General features: G+C 45.4%; 11 protein-coding genes. 8 read left to right on the forward strand and 3 right to left on the reverse strand.

From position 1 onward, the window contains the following. Positions 1–61: 61 nt before the first annotated feature. Positions 62–961 (reverse strand): LysR family transcriptional regulator, encoded by a 900-nt coding sequence (locus ACVBJC_RS09710; protein ID WP_447160755.1) that lies wholly within the window; start codon positions 959–961, stop codon positions 62–64. Between the two features lie 288 nt (positions 962–1249). Between ACVBJC_RS09710 and ACVBJC_RS09715 the strand changes: the two genes are divergently transcribed. Next, positions 1250–6154: a S8 family serine peptidase gene (locus ACVBJC_RS09715; RefSeq protein ID WP_447160754.1), complete on the forward strand. Its 4905-nt coding sequence runs from the start codon at positions 1250–1252 to the stop codon at positions 6152–6154. Between the two features lie 265 nt (positions 6155–6419). On the opposite strand, the gene rsuA is transcribed toward ACVBJC_RS09715, so the two are convergent. Then, positions 6420–7118: a 16S rRNA pseudouridine(516) synthase RsuA gene (gene rsuA, locus ACVBJC_RS09720; RefSeq protein ID WP_447160753.1), complete on the reverse strand. Its 699-nt coding sequence runs from the start codon at positions 7116–7118 to the stop codon at positions 6420–6422. A 440-nt stretch (positions 7119–7558) separates the two neighbouring features. Here rsuA and ACVBJC_RS09725 point away from each other — a divergent pair, with 440 nt between their 5' ends. From ACVBJC_RS09725 to ACVBJC_RS09740, 4 genes are all read left to right on the forward strand, one after another. Continuing rightward, positions 7559–9643, forward strand: a complete 2085-nt coding sequence (locus tag ACVBJC_RS09725) for a M13 family metallopeptidase (protein ID WP_447160752.1) — start codon at positions 7559–7561, stop codon at positions 9641–9643. A gap of 333 nt (positions 9644–9976) precedes the next feature. Further along, a complete protein-coding gene (locus ACVBJC_RS09730) occupies positions 9977–10765 on the forward strand; it encodes a RelA/SpoT domain-containing protein (RefSeq protein ID WP_447160751.1) in 789 nt (262 codons plus the stop codon). Between the two features lie 188 nt (positions 10766–10953). Continuing rightward, positions 10954–11358 carry an SMI1/KNR4 family protein gene (locus tag ACVBJC_RS09735; protein WP_447160750.1) on the forward strand — a complete coding sequence of 135 codons (405 nt, stop codon included), beginning with the start codon at positions 10954–10956 and terminating at the stop codon, positions 11356–11358. A 53-nt stretch (positions 11359–11411) separates the two neighbouring features. After that, on the forward strand, positions 11412–11912 hold the full coding sequence (locus ACVBJC_RS09740) for a DUF4447 family protein (protein ID WP_447160749.1): 501 nt from the start codon (positions 11412–11414) through the stop codon (positions 11910–11912). A gap of 351 nt (positions 11913–12263) precedes the next feature. Here ACVBJC_RS09740 and ACVBJC_RS09745 read toward each other — a convergent pair whose 3' ends face one another. Continuing rightward, the gene (locus ACVBJC_RS09745; RefSeq protein ID WP_447160748.1) at positions 12264–12887 is read right to left on the reverse strand and encodes a glutathione S-transferase family protein; all 624 of its coding nucleotides are present in this window, start codon (positions 12885–12887) and stop codon (positions 12264–12266) included. Between the two features lie 424 nt (positions 12888–13311). On the opposite strand from ACVBJC_RS09745, the gene ACVBJC_RS09750 reads away from it, so the two are divergent. The 3 genes from ACVBJC_RS09750 (at position 13312) to ACVBJC_RS09760 (ending at position 16369) form a co-directional block, all read left to right on the forward strand. After that, on the forward strand, positions 13312–14574 hold the full coding sequence (locus ACVBJC_RS09750; RefSeq protein WP_447160747.1) for an Nramp family divalent metal transporter: 1263 nt from the start codon (positions 13312–13314) through the stop codon (positions 14572–14574). A gap of 24 nt (positions 14575–14598) precedes the next feature. After that, a complete protein-coding gene (locus ACVBJC_RS09755; protein WP_447160746.1) occupies positions 14599–15810 on the forward strand; it encodes a serine hydrolase domain-containing protein in 1212 nt (403 codons plus the stop codon). Positions 15811–15895: 85 nt separating this feature from the next. Continuing rightward, complete coding sequence (locus tag ACVBJC_RS09760; RefSeq protein ID WP_447160745.1) at positions 15896–16369, forward strand: DUF1456 family protein; 474 nt, start codon at positions 15896–15898, stop codon at positions 16367–16369. The last annotated feature ends 18 nt before the right edge of the window (positions 16370–16387 follow it).

Below are 16387 nucleotides of genomic sequence, written 5' to 3' on the forward strand. Positions count from 1 at the left end.
TTCATCACTTGTCTTTGGCCCCTGATTATAAGGGGCCTTTTTTATCCCATCTTAAAGTGAGTTAAGAGTTAGATAACATCAACTGTAAGAAACGTTTAGCCGCTACACTAGCCTGACTGCGCAACATCACCACACTAAAGCAGACATCCAACTTCGGCATATCGACAGGCTTAAAGATATGTAGCTCATTCCTCATCGTTTCATCCAATAAGGCTACCTGAGGAGTAAGGGCTAACATCTGCGAATGCTGCATCGCCGCTTTAATCGGCGAAAAAGCGTCATAATGCAAAAGCCCTGCAAAGTCACTGCGATATTGAAACAAGAGATCACCGAACATATCAACGACACCAGCAGGTAAGTTCCTTGGAATGGCGATCGGAAATTGACGAATATCATCTAAACTCAAAATGTCACGTTTAGAAAGGGGATGATCTTTTCTGGCACAAAACACCGCATTATAAGTGGGCAAGTTAAAGCTTTGTACTAACGCCTCATGACCTATCTCCTCCCCCCTCACATCGGTAACCAATAGAGATAATTTTCCCTGTAGCAATTTGACCAAATTATTCTGCCACGTGCCCTCTTCTAACTCTATATGCACATCAGGATGGCGATCGATAAAGCGCCCGATTGCAGGCCCAAGGATAGTATTAGCTGGAACCGGGCTAGTCCCAATTGCAAGATGTCCGCTGCTTTTACCCTGTAGGTATTGTAATTCCTTGCGTAGCGTGTCGACCCCTTGAATAATATTTTCACTATGATTGAGCACCAACTCACCCGATGCCGTCAACGACATCGCTTGATGACCACGGTTCAAAAGCTCTGTCCCTAGTAACCCCTCTAAACGCTGAATACTTCGGCTCAATGAAGGCTGTGCCAAGTTTAATCTCTGCGCCGCCTTCTGATAATTTCCTTCTCTAGCCAGTACAGTAAAATTTCTCAAATGTCTAAATTCAATCATGACTCATCCGAAGTCAGCAAATTTAACAGAAACACAACATACAACTGTTAAATATTTTGAACAAGAAGCTCACTGTTACAACTTGTATCCATCCGCATGCAATGCACACAATCTACAACAAAAGTTAACCAGCTGTTATTAAAGGGTAAAGGTGAACACCCTACCTATTTGCATACAAAATACGTATCGCTTTATACGCATAACGCATTAGCCCGCAACACTATTCTGCAGTTAAAAACGCACAGCGACATTAACAATTTCGCAACAACGAATAACAAGGAATGGACCATGAAACTCAAGAAAATTAGCGTAGTCACAATGGCTGCGTTATACGCTACTGGGTTAGGGACGTTAGTCGCGGACCCTTTATCCATAGACACCACTAATGGTGGTAATAGCGAGCTTATCGGAATAAAACTCACACCAGAGCAAATCGAACAATATAAAAACAAGCCAAAACATCCTGGTGTTAATCAAGGTAACCGCCCTGGGCAAGTTGGCATGAACGTACATCGTGCGGCTAAAGGCAGCAGCCATAAGGCGCCTTTCGTATGGGAAGACGAGATTGAAGGGGAGCACACCTACATCATCCAGTTGATGGATGCACCGATTGCATTGTATCAAGGTGAGCGACCTGAGTTCGCCGCGACCTCTCCTCGTAGCCAACAACCATCGATGCGCAGCAGTGAGCGCTTCGGTACACTCGATGTTAAAAGCCCGGCAGTAAAAAGCTACCGTAGCTACCTGACTGAAACCCAAGACTTAACAGCAAGTAAAATCAGAATGGTCGCACCGCGCGCCGAGATTAAGCGACGCTTTAATATTGCTTTAAACGGTATGACGATGACCTTAAGCCAGCAAGAAGCGGCTAAAGTGGCAGACTTGCCAGGCGTTAAAGTCGTGAGTCGTGCTAAAGAATATAAGCTATTTACTGATGTAGGCCCTAAGCACATTGGTGCTGATATGGTTTGGCAAGGCAGTGGTGTCCCCGATGGCGTAGAGATGCGCGGTGAAGGCATCGTTGCCGGTATTATCGATACGGGTATTAACTCGGATCACCCATCATTTGCTGCAGTAGCAGGCGATGGTTATGTACATACAAACCCACTGGGCAAAGGCGAGTTTGTCGGTGACTGTGTTGAATATCCAAACATGTGTAACAGCAAACTAATTGGTGTACGCTCATACGATATCATTACCGATACCTTTAAAGATCCAGTATTCCAGCCAGATATCCCAGAGTGGGAAGCTGACTATAAACGTGCCCCCAATGGTGAAGATTACAACGGTCACGGCTCACACACAGCCGGTACCGTAGCGGGTAATGTACTGCACGATGTAGCCTACCAGTTAGCAGGAATGACTGAGAAATCAGATGGATTTGATACCCCATTAGTCTTCCCTGAAATTTCAGGTGTAGCCCCTCGAGCCAACATTATTGCTTACCAAGTATGTTACCCAGGTGGTGGTTCATTTGGTGAGACCTTTGGTGGTTGTCCGGGTGATGCACTGGTTGCAGCGATTGAAGATGCGATTGTTGATGGCGTTGATGTTATCAACTTCTCAATTGGTGGCCTTGAAAGCTTACCTTGGTACGATGCGATTGAAATGGCTTTCCTATCAGCACGTGAAGCGGGGATCTCAGTTGCAGCATCTGCAGGTAACTGGGGCCAATACGGACCATCATATATCGACCATGTCTCACCTTGGTTAACTTCTGTTGCAGCGAGCACTCACGGTCGCCAAATTGAACCAGTAGCTGGCCGCATTGGCGACTATGTTGGTGCTGGTGCACCTGATGATATTGAAGGTTACGGTATCACCGGTGATTTTACGGGTAACTTAGTTGATGCTGCGAATTTTGGTGATGAACTTTGTTTAGAGCCATTTGCTGAAGGGACGTTTACAAGTGACGATATTGTCCTGTGTAAGCGTGGCGATATAGCCCGCGTACAAAAAGGCGTTAACGTTGCTGAAGGTGGTGCTGGCGGCGTTATCCTCTATAACGCTATCTCTTGGGATGATGGCCGAGGCGGTAATAGCCTTAATTTAAACCCCTTCCCTATTCCTGGTATGCATGTCGATATGGCATCAGGAAATTCACTTGTGGATTGGGTCGCAAACTCAGAGTCTGCACCTCAGTTAAGTATCTATGCTTCAGAGATCACCACGACTGAACGTGAGGCTGATATATTAGCTAACTTCTCATCACGTGGACCAAGCACCACAAATCCAAATACTATGGTGCCCAACGTATCTGCACCGGGTGTAGATGTATTTGCCGCCTACTCAGATGAGATGCCATTTAGCTTGTACCCTGCGCCAAGTGACTATGTTGCAATCAGCGGTACGTCAATGTCTGGCCCCCATGTTGCGGGTGCATTAGCACTACTGACGCAGGCCCATCCTCAATGGACACCTGCGATGATCCAGTCAGCACTAATGATGACTGCACAATCAGGTAAAGCCTACAACAATGATTACCCTGCAGAGCTGGAAACAGCAAGCTTCCATCAAATGGGTAGCGGTGTCATCAATGTGGCTAGAGCGGTAAAAGCAGGTCTCGTCATGGATGAGAACGGTGACAACTATCGTGCAGCTAACCCTATGGAAGGCGGCGATGTAACCGCACTCAACGTACCTTATTTGGTTGATGCTGAATGTCAAAGCACCTGTACTTGGATGCGTACTTTTACTGCAACTAAAGACGGTGACTGGGACGTAAATGCAGAAGTGTTAGCGATGGAAGGCGCGCCGTTCTTGCAGCTAGAAGTCTATCCGCAGAACTTCTCTATTCTGGCAGGCGAAAGCCAAAGCATCATGGTGACGGCAACGGTATTAGACGTGACTTCGGTAAACGCAAGTTCAGCTAATCTTGATGTCTTCGGTAAAGTAAACTTAACCCCCGCTGATAAATCCATGCCAGATCAGTATCTGCCGGTTATTGCCCGCTTTAGCGGCTCAAAATTACCAGAAATGGTGTCAGGTATTATCCACCGCGATAACGGTACGATGCTCACTCCAGAGTTGATGACTAACGAGATTGCAGAGCTCAATGTTAAGGTTCACGGTCTCACAGCAGGTGATGTGGTTGAGCATCAGCTTAGCGCCGCTTATATCGATATTGAGGACCCTAGCACTCTGGTCGACAACCCAGGTATTAAGCTGCACTTCTTCGATGTGCCTGAAGGTACAGCTCGCATAGTATGGGAGCAGGTCTCTGAAGATAAAGCCGCTGAGACATCGTTAGATATCGGCATGGACCTCAATGAAAACGGTTTGGTTGAATGGTATGACGAAGCAATTTGTTATTCATTTACCGGTCTTCAAGAGTACTGCGCAATTAATAATCCAGTGCCAGGTCGTTATTGGGCCATGCTTGGTAACTTCAAACGTCCTTGGAGCGATGAAGAAGATACCTTGGATAACATTGTCACTAGCTTAGCGATTATTCCAAGCGTTGATAATGGTTCAGTGACTGTCACTGGTCCACAAACAACCAACGGTATCGATCCATATAACCTTAACATCAACTGGTCATTAAGCGATGCTAAACAGGGCGACCGTTTCTATGGCTTGGTTGAAGTCGGTAACAGTGCTGAAAATGTCGGTAACCTTGGAAAGATGGCGCTAAATCTAGTCCATGCGGGTGATGATGTAATGGTTAGCACCAGTCAGCAGCAAGCTAAAGAAGGTGACATTGTTCAAGTGAACGTAATGATGGCTCCTAACATGCTTGGGCTTGAGCGTGACGTCAATATGCAGTTAGAGCTCCCTGAAGGTCTACAGCTAATAGCGGACTCAGTTACTGCTAGCGGTAATAATCTCGACTTAACCGATAACCTTACGGTTGAAGGCAATCAAATTAGTCTTGCTACCATGCAGCCAGCCAGTAACACACAGGCACGAGAGTATCAGTTTACCACCAGCGATGACGACTTAACGTGTCGCATTCCTGTTGGCTCAAACCCTTACTATCTCGACTTGTTTGAGGAAGCATACATCGAACCTGTATTTGCTATTGCAGGTCGTGCAAACGAAACACTCACCATTCCGTTAAGTGCTTTTGGTGTCGATAGGATCCCACTTTATAATAACAATCCAGACTTTATGGAGAAGGACACCCTAACGATTTCACCAGCCGGTTTCATCCAGCTTGATAGTATGCCGCTATTCTGGCCACTGCACTTCCCAATGGACGAGCAGTTCTTCCCAGATACAGTGATTGCTCCACTTTGGCGTGGTGACGGTATGATTATGCCTGAGTTCAATATGGAGACAGAAGCCTACGACGGTGTATCACTGGCATCAACTACTGACGGTCGTTACTTGATTGTAGAGTGGGACAACATGCGCCAAGAGTTTGCCTTTGGTGTTAACTTTGACCCTGACTATGACGCTCGTTATAGCTTCGAGCTGTTAGCGTCTACCGAGCTTAACTTTGCCGCGGGTGAGCATGAGTTCATCTTTGCCTACGACACTATGACAGGTAAAAAATCGCACTTAGGCTCAATTGGTCTGCACGGTTTCCATGGTCCTCGTGGCACCTTCGGTCCAGCTTATGGCTATATCGGTGATAGCTTCGCCTTCAACGATGTTGACGAGAAAGTCTCTGAAGGTTTAGTGGTATGTGCCAACTACTTTGGTCCTGAGCAATCAGCCGTTGAGCTGTCATTCTCAGCTCGAGTGGGTGCTACCGCTGTGGGTCAAGATCTACAAATTGCAGTCGATAGCGACTACACAGGTAGTGATAGCATCACAACAACCGCAGCGCTAAAAGTACCAACCAACCTTGCGATTGGCGCCTTGAATAACATGAGTGTTGATGAGAACGCTAGCATCAGCTTTGAAGTCATGGTTCAAGATAAAGAGAGCACTGCCAATGGAGTTCAAGTGTCTGCTGAGCATGTAACCGCAGTCGTTGAAGGCAATATGGTGACGTTAACTCCAGAAGAAAATTGGTATGGCGAAACTGTGGTAACCGTAATGGCACACGACTTAGCCTTCCCTAATGACGCTGCACAAACGAGCTTCACCCTAACAGTGAACTCTGATGGTACAGAGCCAACTCCGCCACCAGCGGAAGAGACTCCAGATGAGCAACCTGAGTCAGATTCTAGCGGTGGTAGCTTAGGCTTCCTAGGTCTTGCTCTACTTGGTCTGCTTGCGACAGGTTGCAGAAAACAGCGTTAACACAGCTGTTCGACCAAGCGCTTTTACGAGCATTAAGGTTAAGTAATAGCAGCAATTGTTTTCACAACGCTTAACCTTTTTTTGGGCCCTCACTAGAGGGCCCTTTTTTTACGTATAGTTGTGTAGTTACGTCTAGTAATGAACTATTAAGCGTTACTTTACTGACTTAACTTCAGCATAGGTAACCGTTAAGTTCTGAAATCAACCTATTAAAGTCGCCTTGCTGACTTTTACTGCCTTAACTTAACTGATTTACATAACTGGCTTACTTAACTGATTGAGTCTCAACATCGGTTAAGTAGCGCCACTCGCCCAGCCCAAGACTTGGGTCAAGTTCAATTGCGCCAACACTTTCGCGGTGAAGTTTAGTCACTTTATTACCAACGGCTGCAAGCATACGCTTAACCTGATGATACTTACCTTCAGTAATCGTTAAGCGCGCTTGATTAGCACCTAAAATCTCAAGTACAGCAGGTTTAGTCAGGCCATCTTCATTATTAAGCTGCACACCGTCGCTAAACTGCTGCACTAAGTCATCAGTTAACGGCTCAGCGGTTTCTAATAAATAGCGCTTAGCGCACTCTTTCTTAGGAGAGGTGATCTTATGCGACCACTGACCATCGGTAGTGATCAGTACTAGACCCGTAGTATCCGCATCAAGACGCCCAGCAATGTGTAAGTCTTCAGGGCGAATAACATCCAGCAGGCTTATCACCGATGGGTACTCTTCATCTATGGTTGAGCAGATCGTATCAACAGGTTTGTTAAGCATGATAAAGCGCGGACCAATGATGGTTAACACTTCACCGTCAAGACGGATCTCATGTTCATCGGTAACTTTAAAGCCCGAGTTTTTAACCACTTCGCCATTACAAGTCACATCACCACGATGTAGGGCTTTTTTAGCAGAAACACGAGAGTGTGAAGTCGATTCACAAATAAATTTATCTAAACGCACAGGCATAACTCAGCTTATATAACCATAATGGCCGACATTATGAGGCCAGCGCCGCCAAAGGGCAAAGTTTTGCTTAAATCAACAGTCACTCAACGCTTATCACTGCAAGGACTTCAGCATGAGAAGGCGAGCTTATAGACCTAGAACCTAGAACCTAGAACCTAGACCCTAGGACCTAGGACCTAGGACCTAGGACAAAGCTTATACGCTAAATCTTTGTACTCAGGCTATTTGATAAAAAGCACTTTAATTTCAATCCAGGAAACCTTTTCTTACACATGTTTACCCAATAATCCCCATAAGTTTACAGAGCGGGCTTGTTCGTTATACGCTAAAAACCTTAACATACGTAACTCAATGTAATTCATGCTGGCTTGATAAAAGCGTGAGTGCAGAGCTTACTTCTAAAAAAACAACAAATTGACGGTATAGATTAAGGAAGAAAAATGAAAAAAGTACTCGTTGGGGGCTTATGCGCTTCCCTTATCGTTGGCCTCAGTGCGTGTAATAGCGAACCGACTAATGTTAAAACACCAGATACAGGTAAAACAGAAGCGGCCGTAGCGGTAGAAAAAGCCCTCACTTCTGGCATCGACTTTGCCAACTTCGACAAATCAGTTCGTCCACAAGATGACTTCTATTCGTACGTTAATGGTACCTGGGTAAAAGATACGGTTATTCCAAGCGATCGCACTAGCTCTGGTGCATTTTACGATCTACGTGAAAAGTCACGTGATGATGTAAAAGTGATTATCGAAGAAGTGGCTGCAACCCCAAATCTTGCAGCTGGTAGCGACGAGCAGAAAGTTGCCGATCTGTATAACTCATTTATGGATGTCGAGACGCTAAATAAACTGGGTGTAACACCTATCCAAAGTGAGCTTGAAACCGTTAATGCCATTAAGTCAAAAGATGATCTAGTGACTTACTTTGCTCGCAGCCAAATTAACGGTAGCGGTACACCGATGGCATTTTATATCAACGTCGATGCCAAAGACTCAAGCCGTTATGCCACCCATATCTGGCAATATGGTCTAAGCCTGCCAGAAAAAGATTACTACCTAAACCAAGATGAGCGCTTCGTGAATATCCGCAAAGCCTATCTTGAGCACATCGAAAAAATGTATACCTTAGCTGGCCTACCCAATCCAAAAGCCAGTGCTGAAGCGATTCTTGCACTTGAAACTGAGATAGCTAAAAAGCACTGGGACGTGGTTGAAACCCGTGACAGCACTAAGACGTATAACAAATACCAAGTTAAAGATTTAGCTACATTGGCCCCCGACATTAACTGGGACGGCTACTTAGCAACACTTGGCGCCGACAAGCAAGCTGACATCATTATCAATCAGCCTAGCTATATCCAAGGTCTAAATGAAGTCATTAAAGACACCGATCTAGAAACCTGGAAAACCTACATGCAGTGGCAAGTGCTGACTCACGCAGCAAGCAGCCTAAGCGAAGCTATCGATACAGAAAACTTCGAGTTTTTTGCTAAAACGCTTAACGGCCAGCAAGAGCAGCAACCACGTTGGAAGCGCGGTGTGTCGTCGGTCAATGGTCTACTCGGTGAAGTGGTTGGTAAGGTGTACGTTAAGCGCCACTTTAAACCTGAAGCAAAAGAGCGCATGCAAGTGCTGGTTGAAAATCTACGTGGCGCCTATGGCAATAGCATTGAGTCGCTAGAGTGGATGAGCGCAGACACGAAAGTCGCAGCCAAAGATAAGCTGGCTAAATTTGATCCCAAGATTGGTTATCCAGACCGCTGGGAAGATTACAGCAAGCTGACTATCAAAGCTGACGATTTATATGGCAACAACCAGCGCGCAAGCAAGCTTAGCCATGAAAAAGAATTAGAAAAACTCGGTAGCCCAATTCGTAAGTGGGAATGGCACATGACACCGCAAACCGTCAATGCTTACTACAACCCAACCATGAACGAAATCGTATTCCCTGCCGCTATTCTTCAGCCGCCATTCTTTAACATGGAAGCCGATGACGCAGTAAACTACGGTGGTATTGGTGCGGTTATCGGTCACGAAATGGGCCACGGTTTTGACGACCAAGGTGCTAAGTTTGACGGCGAAGGTAACATGCGTGATTGGTGGACAGAGCAAGACTTAACTGAGTTTTCAGCTCGTGGTAAGGCGCTTGTTGACCAATACAATGACTACGCTGTATTTGACGATCTCAACGTTAACGGTGAGCTGACTCTTGGCGAAAACATTGGTGACCTTTCTGGTGTCACTATCGCGTACCGCGCTTATAAAAAGTCGCTTAACGGTAAAGAAGCCCCGGTGATTGATGGCCTAACGGGCGATCAGCGTTTCTTCATTGGTTTCAGCCAAATTTGGCGCGCCAAAATCAAAGAGGAATCTATGCGTAACCGCGTAGCAACTGACCCACATTCACCAGCACAGTTCCGTGCTCTAGGTGCCCTATCTAACATGCCTGAGTTCTACAGCACTTACGATGTTAAGCCCGGTGATGCGATGTACATTGCACCAGATAAGCGCGTGAAAATCTGGTAGTCAAACTTTAGGTCCTAGGTTCTAGGAAATGCCAAGAAAGGTCCTAGGAAAGCAAGAGGCGTGTGGCTGTTGTAGGTCGGGCTTTAGCCCGTCAAGCTCCTGCTTCTGCTAGCAAGACCATTCTAGGTCCTAGGTCCTAGGTCCTAGGTCCTAGGTCCTCCAAATAATAAAAACGAAAAAGCCGTTGATGTCTCATTTCATCAACGGCTTTTTCGTTTATTGTTACTTTTCAGAAGCGACAGCTCACACTATGAACAAATGTTAATTTGTCATTCAGCATAGCTTAAGCATTTGCCAGTTAGATTATGGGTACAGCCACAAACTAGGACTGCCATGAACCGGATATTACGGACTTTTTTCATATTCTTACTGCTACTGTCGACCCGTTCAGCTTTTGCCCATACTGTCGAGCATAGTCAAAACAATACCAAGGATAACGGTAGCTACGCCGCCAAACTGGCTTTTTCTAAAAACATCGATGGGCTTACCGCGATTCAGTCTATGCAATACCAGGTGCCTAGACAAACTAGCGCCGATCTCGACACCCTCTATAGCCAAGCCAATCACGCCCAACAAGAGCTGAGCCAGTTGCTTAAACTGATCACCTCACAATCTCAAACCCAATCAATATTGGCCGATATTAAGAGCCGCGAAAGAGCGCAGACCAAGGTACAAAACAAACTTGGTAACGACGCGAGCCAGCTCACCGATATCGTAAGAGCGAGTATCGTCAGTAACGACATCCATAACTTGATGCAAGCATTTGCCTTACTCAAGTCTGACAGCGAACTTATCCAGGTTAAAAACCGCTTTGCCACCCCAAAAGAGTCTGGCTACCGTGACCTTAACCTACTGATTAAACTCCCTCAGTCACAGATGATTGCCGAAGTGCAGCTGCACCTTGCCGATATTGCCGATATTAAAAGCGGCGCCGAACATAAGGTCTATGAGCAAGTGCAATCTATTCAAGCCTCTGCCATACAGCAGCAACGTGATTTAAGTGAGATTGAAAACGCAAAAATCACTCAGCTGCGTCAAGAGTCACATAAGCTTTACCACAAAGCATGGCTAAGGTATAAGCGCAGCGACCAAGCTAAAGTTATCGATGCAGTAGCAGCATAAAACCTCGATAAACCGATTCAACAAGGCCCGCTAACACGGGCCTTTTTTTTGTCCTCATCCCGCGGTGAACATCACCTAAATTCCAAAGTCATAAGTGCATTTAATTACTACTGTAACCTGCACTTCCAACTGATTTGGAGTTATACTCCGCTCCAATAATCTATACACCCAAATATACCCAAGACCTTATGAACGATATCATTGAGCAACTGCAAGAGATGAGTGAAACGGTACCTGTACCGTTAGAGCTAGCGACGTTTGAGCAAATTGTTGAAGTGGAAGAAGAAATTCTTATCCCACTGCCTATGGAGCTTAAAGAATACTTACTCTACGCCAGTGATGTGATCTGTGGCAGCCTAGAGCCTGTCACCGCAAGCGACCCCAATTCGCATACTTACCTGTCAGAAGTGACCTCTTATGCTTGGTCGGTCGGCTTACCGCGTGAGTTTGTTCCTATTTGTCAGCAGGGCGATAATTTCTTCTTTATTAGCCAAGAAGGTCAAATTCAGCTGTGGCAAGATGGTGAAATCGACGAGGAAGAAACCTGGGAATCTTTTTGGGACTGGGCCGAAGATGTATGGATGCGTAGCTAATAGCCATCGATATCGCTAATACGCCATCACAACAATTTTACTAAGGAAATATCATGTCTAAAGAACTTGGTTTCAATGCCATTGAAATGCAGTACCTTCGTCACTCTTTGGCGTTAACCACAGCTCAAGTTGCCGAAATTGGCAAAGTCAGCGAAGCCGATGTGATTGCCTGGGAAGCCGGCGAAAAACCTGCTCACATGCCAGTACAAAAGAAGCTAATCGAAATCGATGAAGCCATAGAGATGCAAGTACTCAATACTTGTGATGGTATTGAAGAGCTGTTCAAGTCAGAACCAAAGCGTACCTTAAGCTTTGTGGTATACCCAACTCAGGCACTTTATGCCCAGTACAACCCTGAGTTTTTAGGTACTCTTCCGTTAGCTGAGCTTTATAACACCTCAGCTTGGCGCATCAAGAAAGAATGTAAGCTAATGCTAGAAGTCGATGTGGTATTAGTGCCATTAGACTTTGAATCATATAAAGCGTACCGCGACAAAGATGGCTTAAAAGAGAGCCGCGAAAATCGCGCAAAATGGGCGAAGACGCAGTTATAAGCTTTAGCTCCTAGGTACTAGGAAAGGCAAAAAAAGGTCTAGGTCCTAGGAAATGCAAAAGGCAAAAACGATGAAAGCCGAGACGGATAAAGCCGGTTAAAAGCTGTGAACAACAGTGTTTGTTGTAGGTCAGGCTTTAGCCCGTCACGCTGTTGCTTTTCCTAGCAGGGCGGAGCCCGTCCTCGAAGCGAAGCGTTCTAGGTTCTAGGTTCTAGGTTCTAGGTTCTAGGTTCTAGGTTCTAGGTTCTAGGTTCTAGGTTCTAGGTTCTAGGTTCTACATTAAGAAAAGCATCCACTTTATTCTATATAATGGATGCTTTTTTTGTGCTTAATTTTTAATTTAAGCAGGGGTTAAGCTGCGCCAGCTTCCTCTTTTGCTAAGCCTTTGGCCATGGCTGGACGTGCGGTGAGTCGATCGCGATAGGCAGCAAGCTTTGGCGGAATATCTTGCTCAAATCGCGTTGCCCACAATAAGGTGTGCCCAAGTAAAATATCGGCAACACTTAGCTTATCCCCCAGTAAAAACTCGCTATCGGGTAACCACTTCTCAGCTATCGCAGCAGCCTTATCAAACTCCCACTTTGCTACCGCTAACATCTCGGTTAAACGCTGAGCTTCAGGTAAGGCAAACTTATGCTTACCCATGGTCCACAAAGGCTGCTCAAGCTCACTAATAATAAAGCTAATCCACTTATGGTGTAGTCCTGACTCATGGCTGCCCGCTAACGGCAATAACTTCCCCTCACCGTATTTCTCGGCCAAGTAGAGCACGATTGCTGCAGACTCGGTTAATGCAAAACCATCGTCTTCTAAGGCGGGGACTTTACCGCAAGGGTTAACGGCCAAAAACGCGGGATCACGCCCATCGCCATTCACAAAGTTGATATATTGATATTGCCACTCTAAACCGAGTTCCTCTAGCGTCCACGACACTCTTAAAGAGCGACTACGGGGAATGCCATATAACTTTATCATCGTGCGCTTCCTTAACCTGATAACAACTGAATAAATAGAGCCCTTAAGCTACTGTGAAGCAGTAAAAATAGAAACTAGCACTTTGTTTCAAAATAAGTCAGTTTCAAAATAGGCTTCAGAATGAGACGGCTTCAAATAAGCTCATTTCAAAATAAAACAGGTTAATAATATAACAGTTTCAAATCAGCTGTAATTTTGCTTAAGTAATGGATGAAATAAGAACATAAATTACAGCAATATAAAATAAGATGAAAATAATGAGACTAGTGTGATAAGCCTTTTACAAGAGATCTCTGATACTCTCAAACGCATTGAAACCAATAGTAAAAGTTAGAGACTAACACCAGGATCTGAACCGATAACTTGAGCTAGAGATAAGAATCAGCTTCATAACATTGCCTATAACAATAAAAAGATATTAAACATGAGTCATAACAGCGCGGCACTAACAAACCAAAAAATGAAATTACCCACACTACTGAACGCCATGGGACCAGGCCTGTTAATGGCCGCGGCAGCCATTGGAGCCTCACATCTGGTCGCCTCAACCCGAGCAGGCGCAGAGTTTGGTTGGCAACTGGCCTGGGTTATTTTAGCCGTCAATCTGCTTAAGTACCCATTTTTTGCGGCAGGAGCGCGATACACCAGCGCCACTGGCGAGAATTTATTGCAAGGTTACTTAAAGCAAGGACGCAAGTATCTGCTGGTATTTACCGCGCTCAATACTATCGCCGCCATCGCCAGTACCGCAGGCGTTGCGATGCTAACCGCCGCCATGCTGACTCAATTTATCCCTTTGCCCATAGATATTCTGGCGCTACAGGTATTAGTCTCCAGCCTAGTTATTCTAATCTTCGGCCATTACGCCTTGCTGGATAAACTCACCAAAGTCATTATGCTGGCGCTAACCCTTACCACCTTAATTGCCGTTGCACTGGCCTTTAACGCACCAGCAATTGTTAACCCAGAGTTTGTGCCTCAATCCCCCTGGCAATGGGCTTATATCGGCTTCCTGGTCGCCATGATGGGCTGGATGCCAGCGCCGATTGAAGTCAGTGCTTGGAACTCGCTTTGGCTAATAGAAAAACAAAAGTTATCTCCAGTGACCAAAGAGCAGGCACTGTTTGACTTTAACTTTGGCTACTTAATGACGGCGCTACTCGCCATAGTCTTTCTCGCCCTCGGCACTTTAGTTATGTACGGCAGTGGCGAGCAATTTTCGGCATCCGGCGCTAAGTTTGCCAGCCAATTAATCAACCTTTATAGCCAGGTGATGGGCAGCGAAAGTCGCTATCTCATCGGCACTGTGGCCTTTTTATGTATATTCAGTACCACAGTGACGGTGATAGATGGCTATAGCCGCACCCTCAACATGGGTTGGCAACTGCTGACTCAGCAACAAGATAGTGAGCGACGGTTTAATGGGGTAATGCTATCAATCAGTGCTCTGGGCTTAATTATCATATTGTTTTTTAAAGGGGCTCTACTTCCTTTACTGGAATTTGTTATGATCCTCGCCTTTATGACAACGGTCGTTTTTGCTTGGCTTAACTATAAGTTGATGATCAGCACAGCACTGTTACCAGCAGACAGGTATGGTAGCGCCATGAGAGTGCTCTCATGGCTAGGCTTAACTTACTTAGTAAGCTTTGCCCTGCTCTTTATCTATTGGATGCTAACAAAATAACGTACACGGACACCTACACCTCAAATGCACCTAATAACAAAAACACTTATAGGCACAGTCGTGGTTGGCTGCTGCCTTTGGGCAGCAAACAAAGCCAGTGCGAATCGAATGGCCAGCAGCGATATAGCCAAGCAATTACCAACCCTTATCGCACAAAATGAGCGCCCGTTTAGCGGCATCATCATGCTCAAGCGTGACAATCAGCCGATATTTACTTATATCTCGGGTGATGATGTTGAAATTAACTCAAGCTTTGTCATTGCCTCTTTATCTAAGCAAGTCACTGCGGCGTTAATTTTAAAAGCGGTGGATGAAGGCTTAATAGAACTAGAGAAAAGTGTCAGTTTCTACTTATCAGAAGACACTAACCAGACCCAACACTATATCCCCCCGAGCATCACGGTGTCGCAGTTACTGAGCCACACATCCGGTCTCGTCAATATCGGCGAAGCGCCCCGATATAAGCCCGGAAGTCAGTTTCAATATTCTAACTATGGTTACGCGCTATTAGGTGAGTTACTGGAAACCGTTTACCAAAAACCGATTTATCAACTGATTAACCAGCTCAATGAGCAAACTAAGCTAGATGGCCTGTATGCCCAAACGGGTGGTATTAGTAGTATTCAAGCCAAACACCCAAGCTTGATCCTTGGCCAAGTCGAAGAGCTAGGGCAAAGTAGCGATGGTAAAAGCCATGCTCACTACACTCAAGTCGATTTAAACATCGATAATCAATTGGTCGCTTTTGGTGGCATGATTGCCTCGGCAGAAGCGTACAGTCAGTTTCAGCATGCCCTGTATAGTGGTAATTTGATCACTGCCAACAGCCTTAAGTTAATGACCTCTCCTCAAGCAACCCGCAACCACAGATGGGGCGTCTTAGAATACGGTTATGGCATTCAAATTAGCCGAGACGAGCAGTTAGTCGAATACAGTCACAGTGGTTACCTACCCGGTTATGTGAGCCTTGCGGTCTACTACCCTAAGTCAAAGGTGAGTCTGGTTATCTTTGAAAACACCTCGTGGGATCTGAGCGATAGCCAAAGAACTTTTGGCTTGCATGACGACATTCGCAACAGCATTCGCAGTAAATTGATTGCAATGGAAAACCGTCCAGTCGAAAAACTCTATCAAGCTGGCATATCCGCAGTAGAAAATGCCTTATCGGCTAAACCTGAACCAAAATCAGAACCCGAACCAAGACCTGAAACTGCACAGCTTAAGAGTGCAGAGTAATTGCTATTGAAGAGTTAACTTCTGCTATAATAACCGCCGATGATCGCGCAGCCGCGCGATCCCATAGCTAGAAGAAATCAAACTTATGATTAACAATGATATTTTACGTAAAGTTCGCTATATCCTCGATTTAAGCAATGCAAAAATGATCCGTATTTTTGCCAAAGCTAAGCACGAAGTGACTCAAGAAGAGATCATCGACATGCTAAAAAAAGAGCATGAAGAAGGTTATACACCTTGCAACGACAAAAACATGTGTCGTTTCTTGGATGGTTTAGTGATCTACAAGCGTGGCCTAAAGCCTGGCGCAGAAGTACCAGAGCCATTATCGCAACTGACCAATAACCTTATCTTTAAAAAGTTAAGAGTGGCATTTGAGTTACGCGAAGAAGATATCATTGAAGCGTTAGAGCTTGCTGAGTTCAACATGACTAAGTCAGAGCTAGGCGCACTATTTAGAAAGCCTGGGCACAAGCACTACAAGCCATGTGGTGACCAAGTGCTGCGTAACTTCTTAATGGGTTTATCGCTAAAGCACCGTCCAAAAGACGCTGAATAATAGTTACGTTCACTCGTG

The organism is Shewanella sp. 0m-6, assembly GCF_052977325.1.

Coding starts and splice junctions, on each gene's coding strand:
- ACVBJC_RS09740 (WP_447160749.1), top strand. CDS start 11,412: ATGTCTAAAGAACTTGGTTTCAATGCCATTGAAATGCAGTACCTTCGT.
- ACVBJC_RS09715 (WP_447160754.1), top strand. CDS start 1,250: ATGAAACTCAAGAAAATTAGCGTAGTCACAATGGCTGCGTTATACGCT.
- rsuA (WP_447160753.1), bottom strand. CDS start 7,118: ATGCCTGTGCGTTTAGATAAATTTATTTGTGAATCGACTTCACACTCT.
- ACVBJC_RS09710 (WP_447160755.1), bottom strand. CDS start 961: ATGATTGAATTTAGACATTTGAGAAATTTTACTGTACTGGCTAGAGAA.
- ACVBJC_RS09725 (WP_447160752.1), top strand. CDS start 7,559: ATGAAAAAAGTACTCGTTGGGGGCTTATGCGCTTCCCTTATCGTTGGC.
- ACVBJC_RS09745 (WP_447160748.1), bottom strand. CDS start 12,887: ATGATAAAGTTATATGGCATTCCCCGTAGTCGCTCTTTAAGAGTGTCG.
- ACVBJC_RS09735 (WP_447160750.1), top strand. CDS start 10,954: ATGAACGATATCATTGAGCAACTGCAAGAGATGAGTGAAACGGTACCT.
- ACVBJC_RS09750 (WP_447160747.1), top strand. CDS start 13,312: ATGAGTCATAACAGCGCGGCACTAACAAACCAAAAAATGAAATTACCC.
- ACVBJC_RS09760 (WP_447160745.1), top strand. CDS start 15,896: ATGATTAACAATGATATTTTACGTAAAGTTCGCTATATCCTCGATTTA.
- ACVBJC_RS09755 (WP_447160746.1), top strand. CDS start 14,599: ATGCACCTAATAACAAAAACACTTATAGGCACAGTCGTGGTTGGCTGC.
- ACVBJC_RS09730 (WP_447160751.1), top strand. CDS start 9,977: ATGAACCGGATATTACGGACTTTTTTCATATTCTTACTGCTACTGTCG.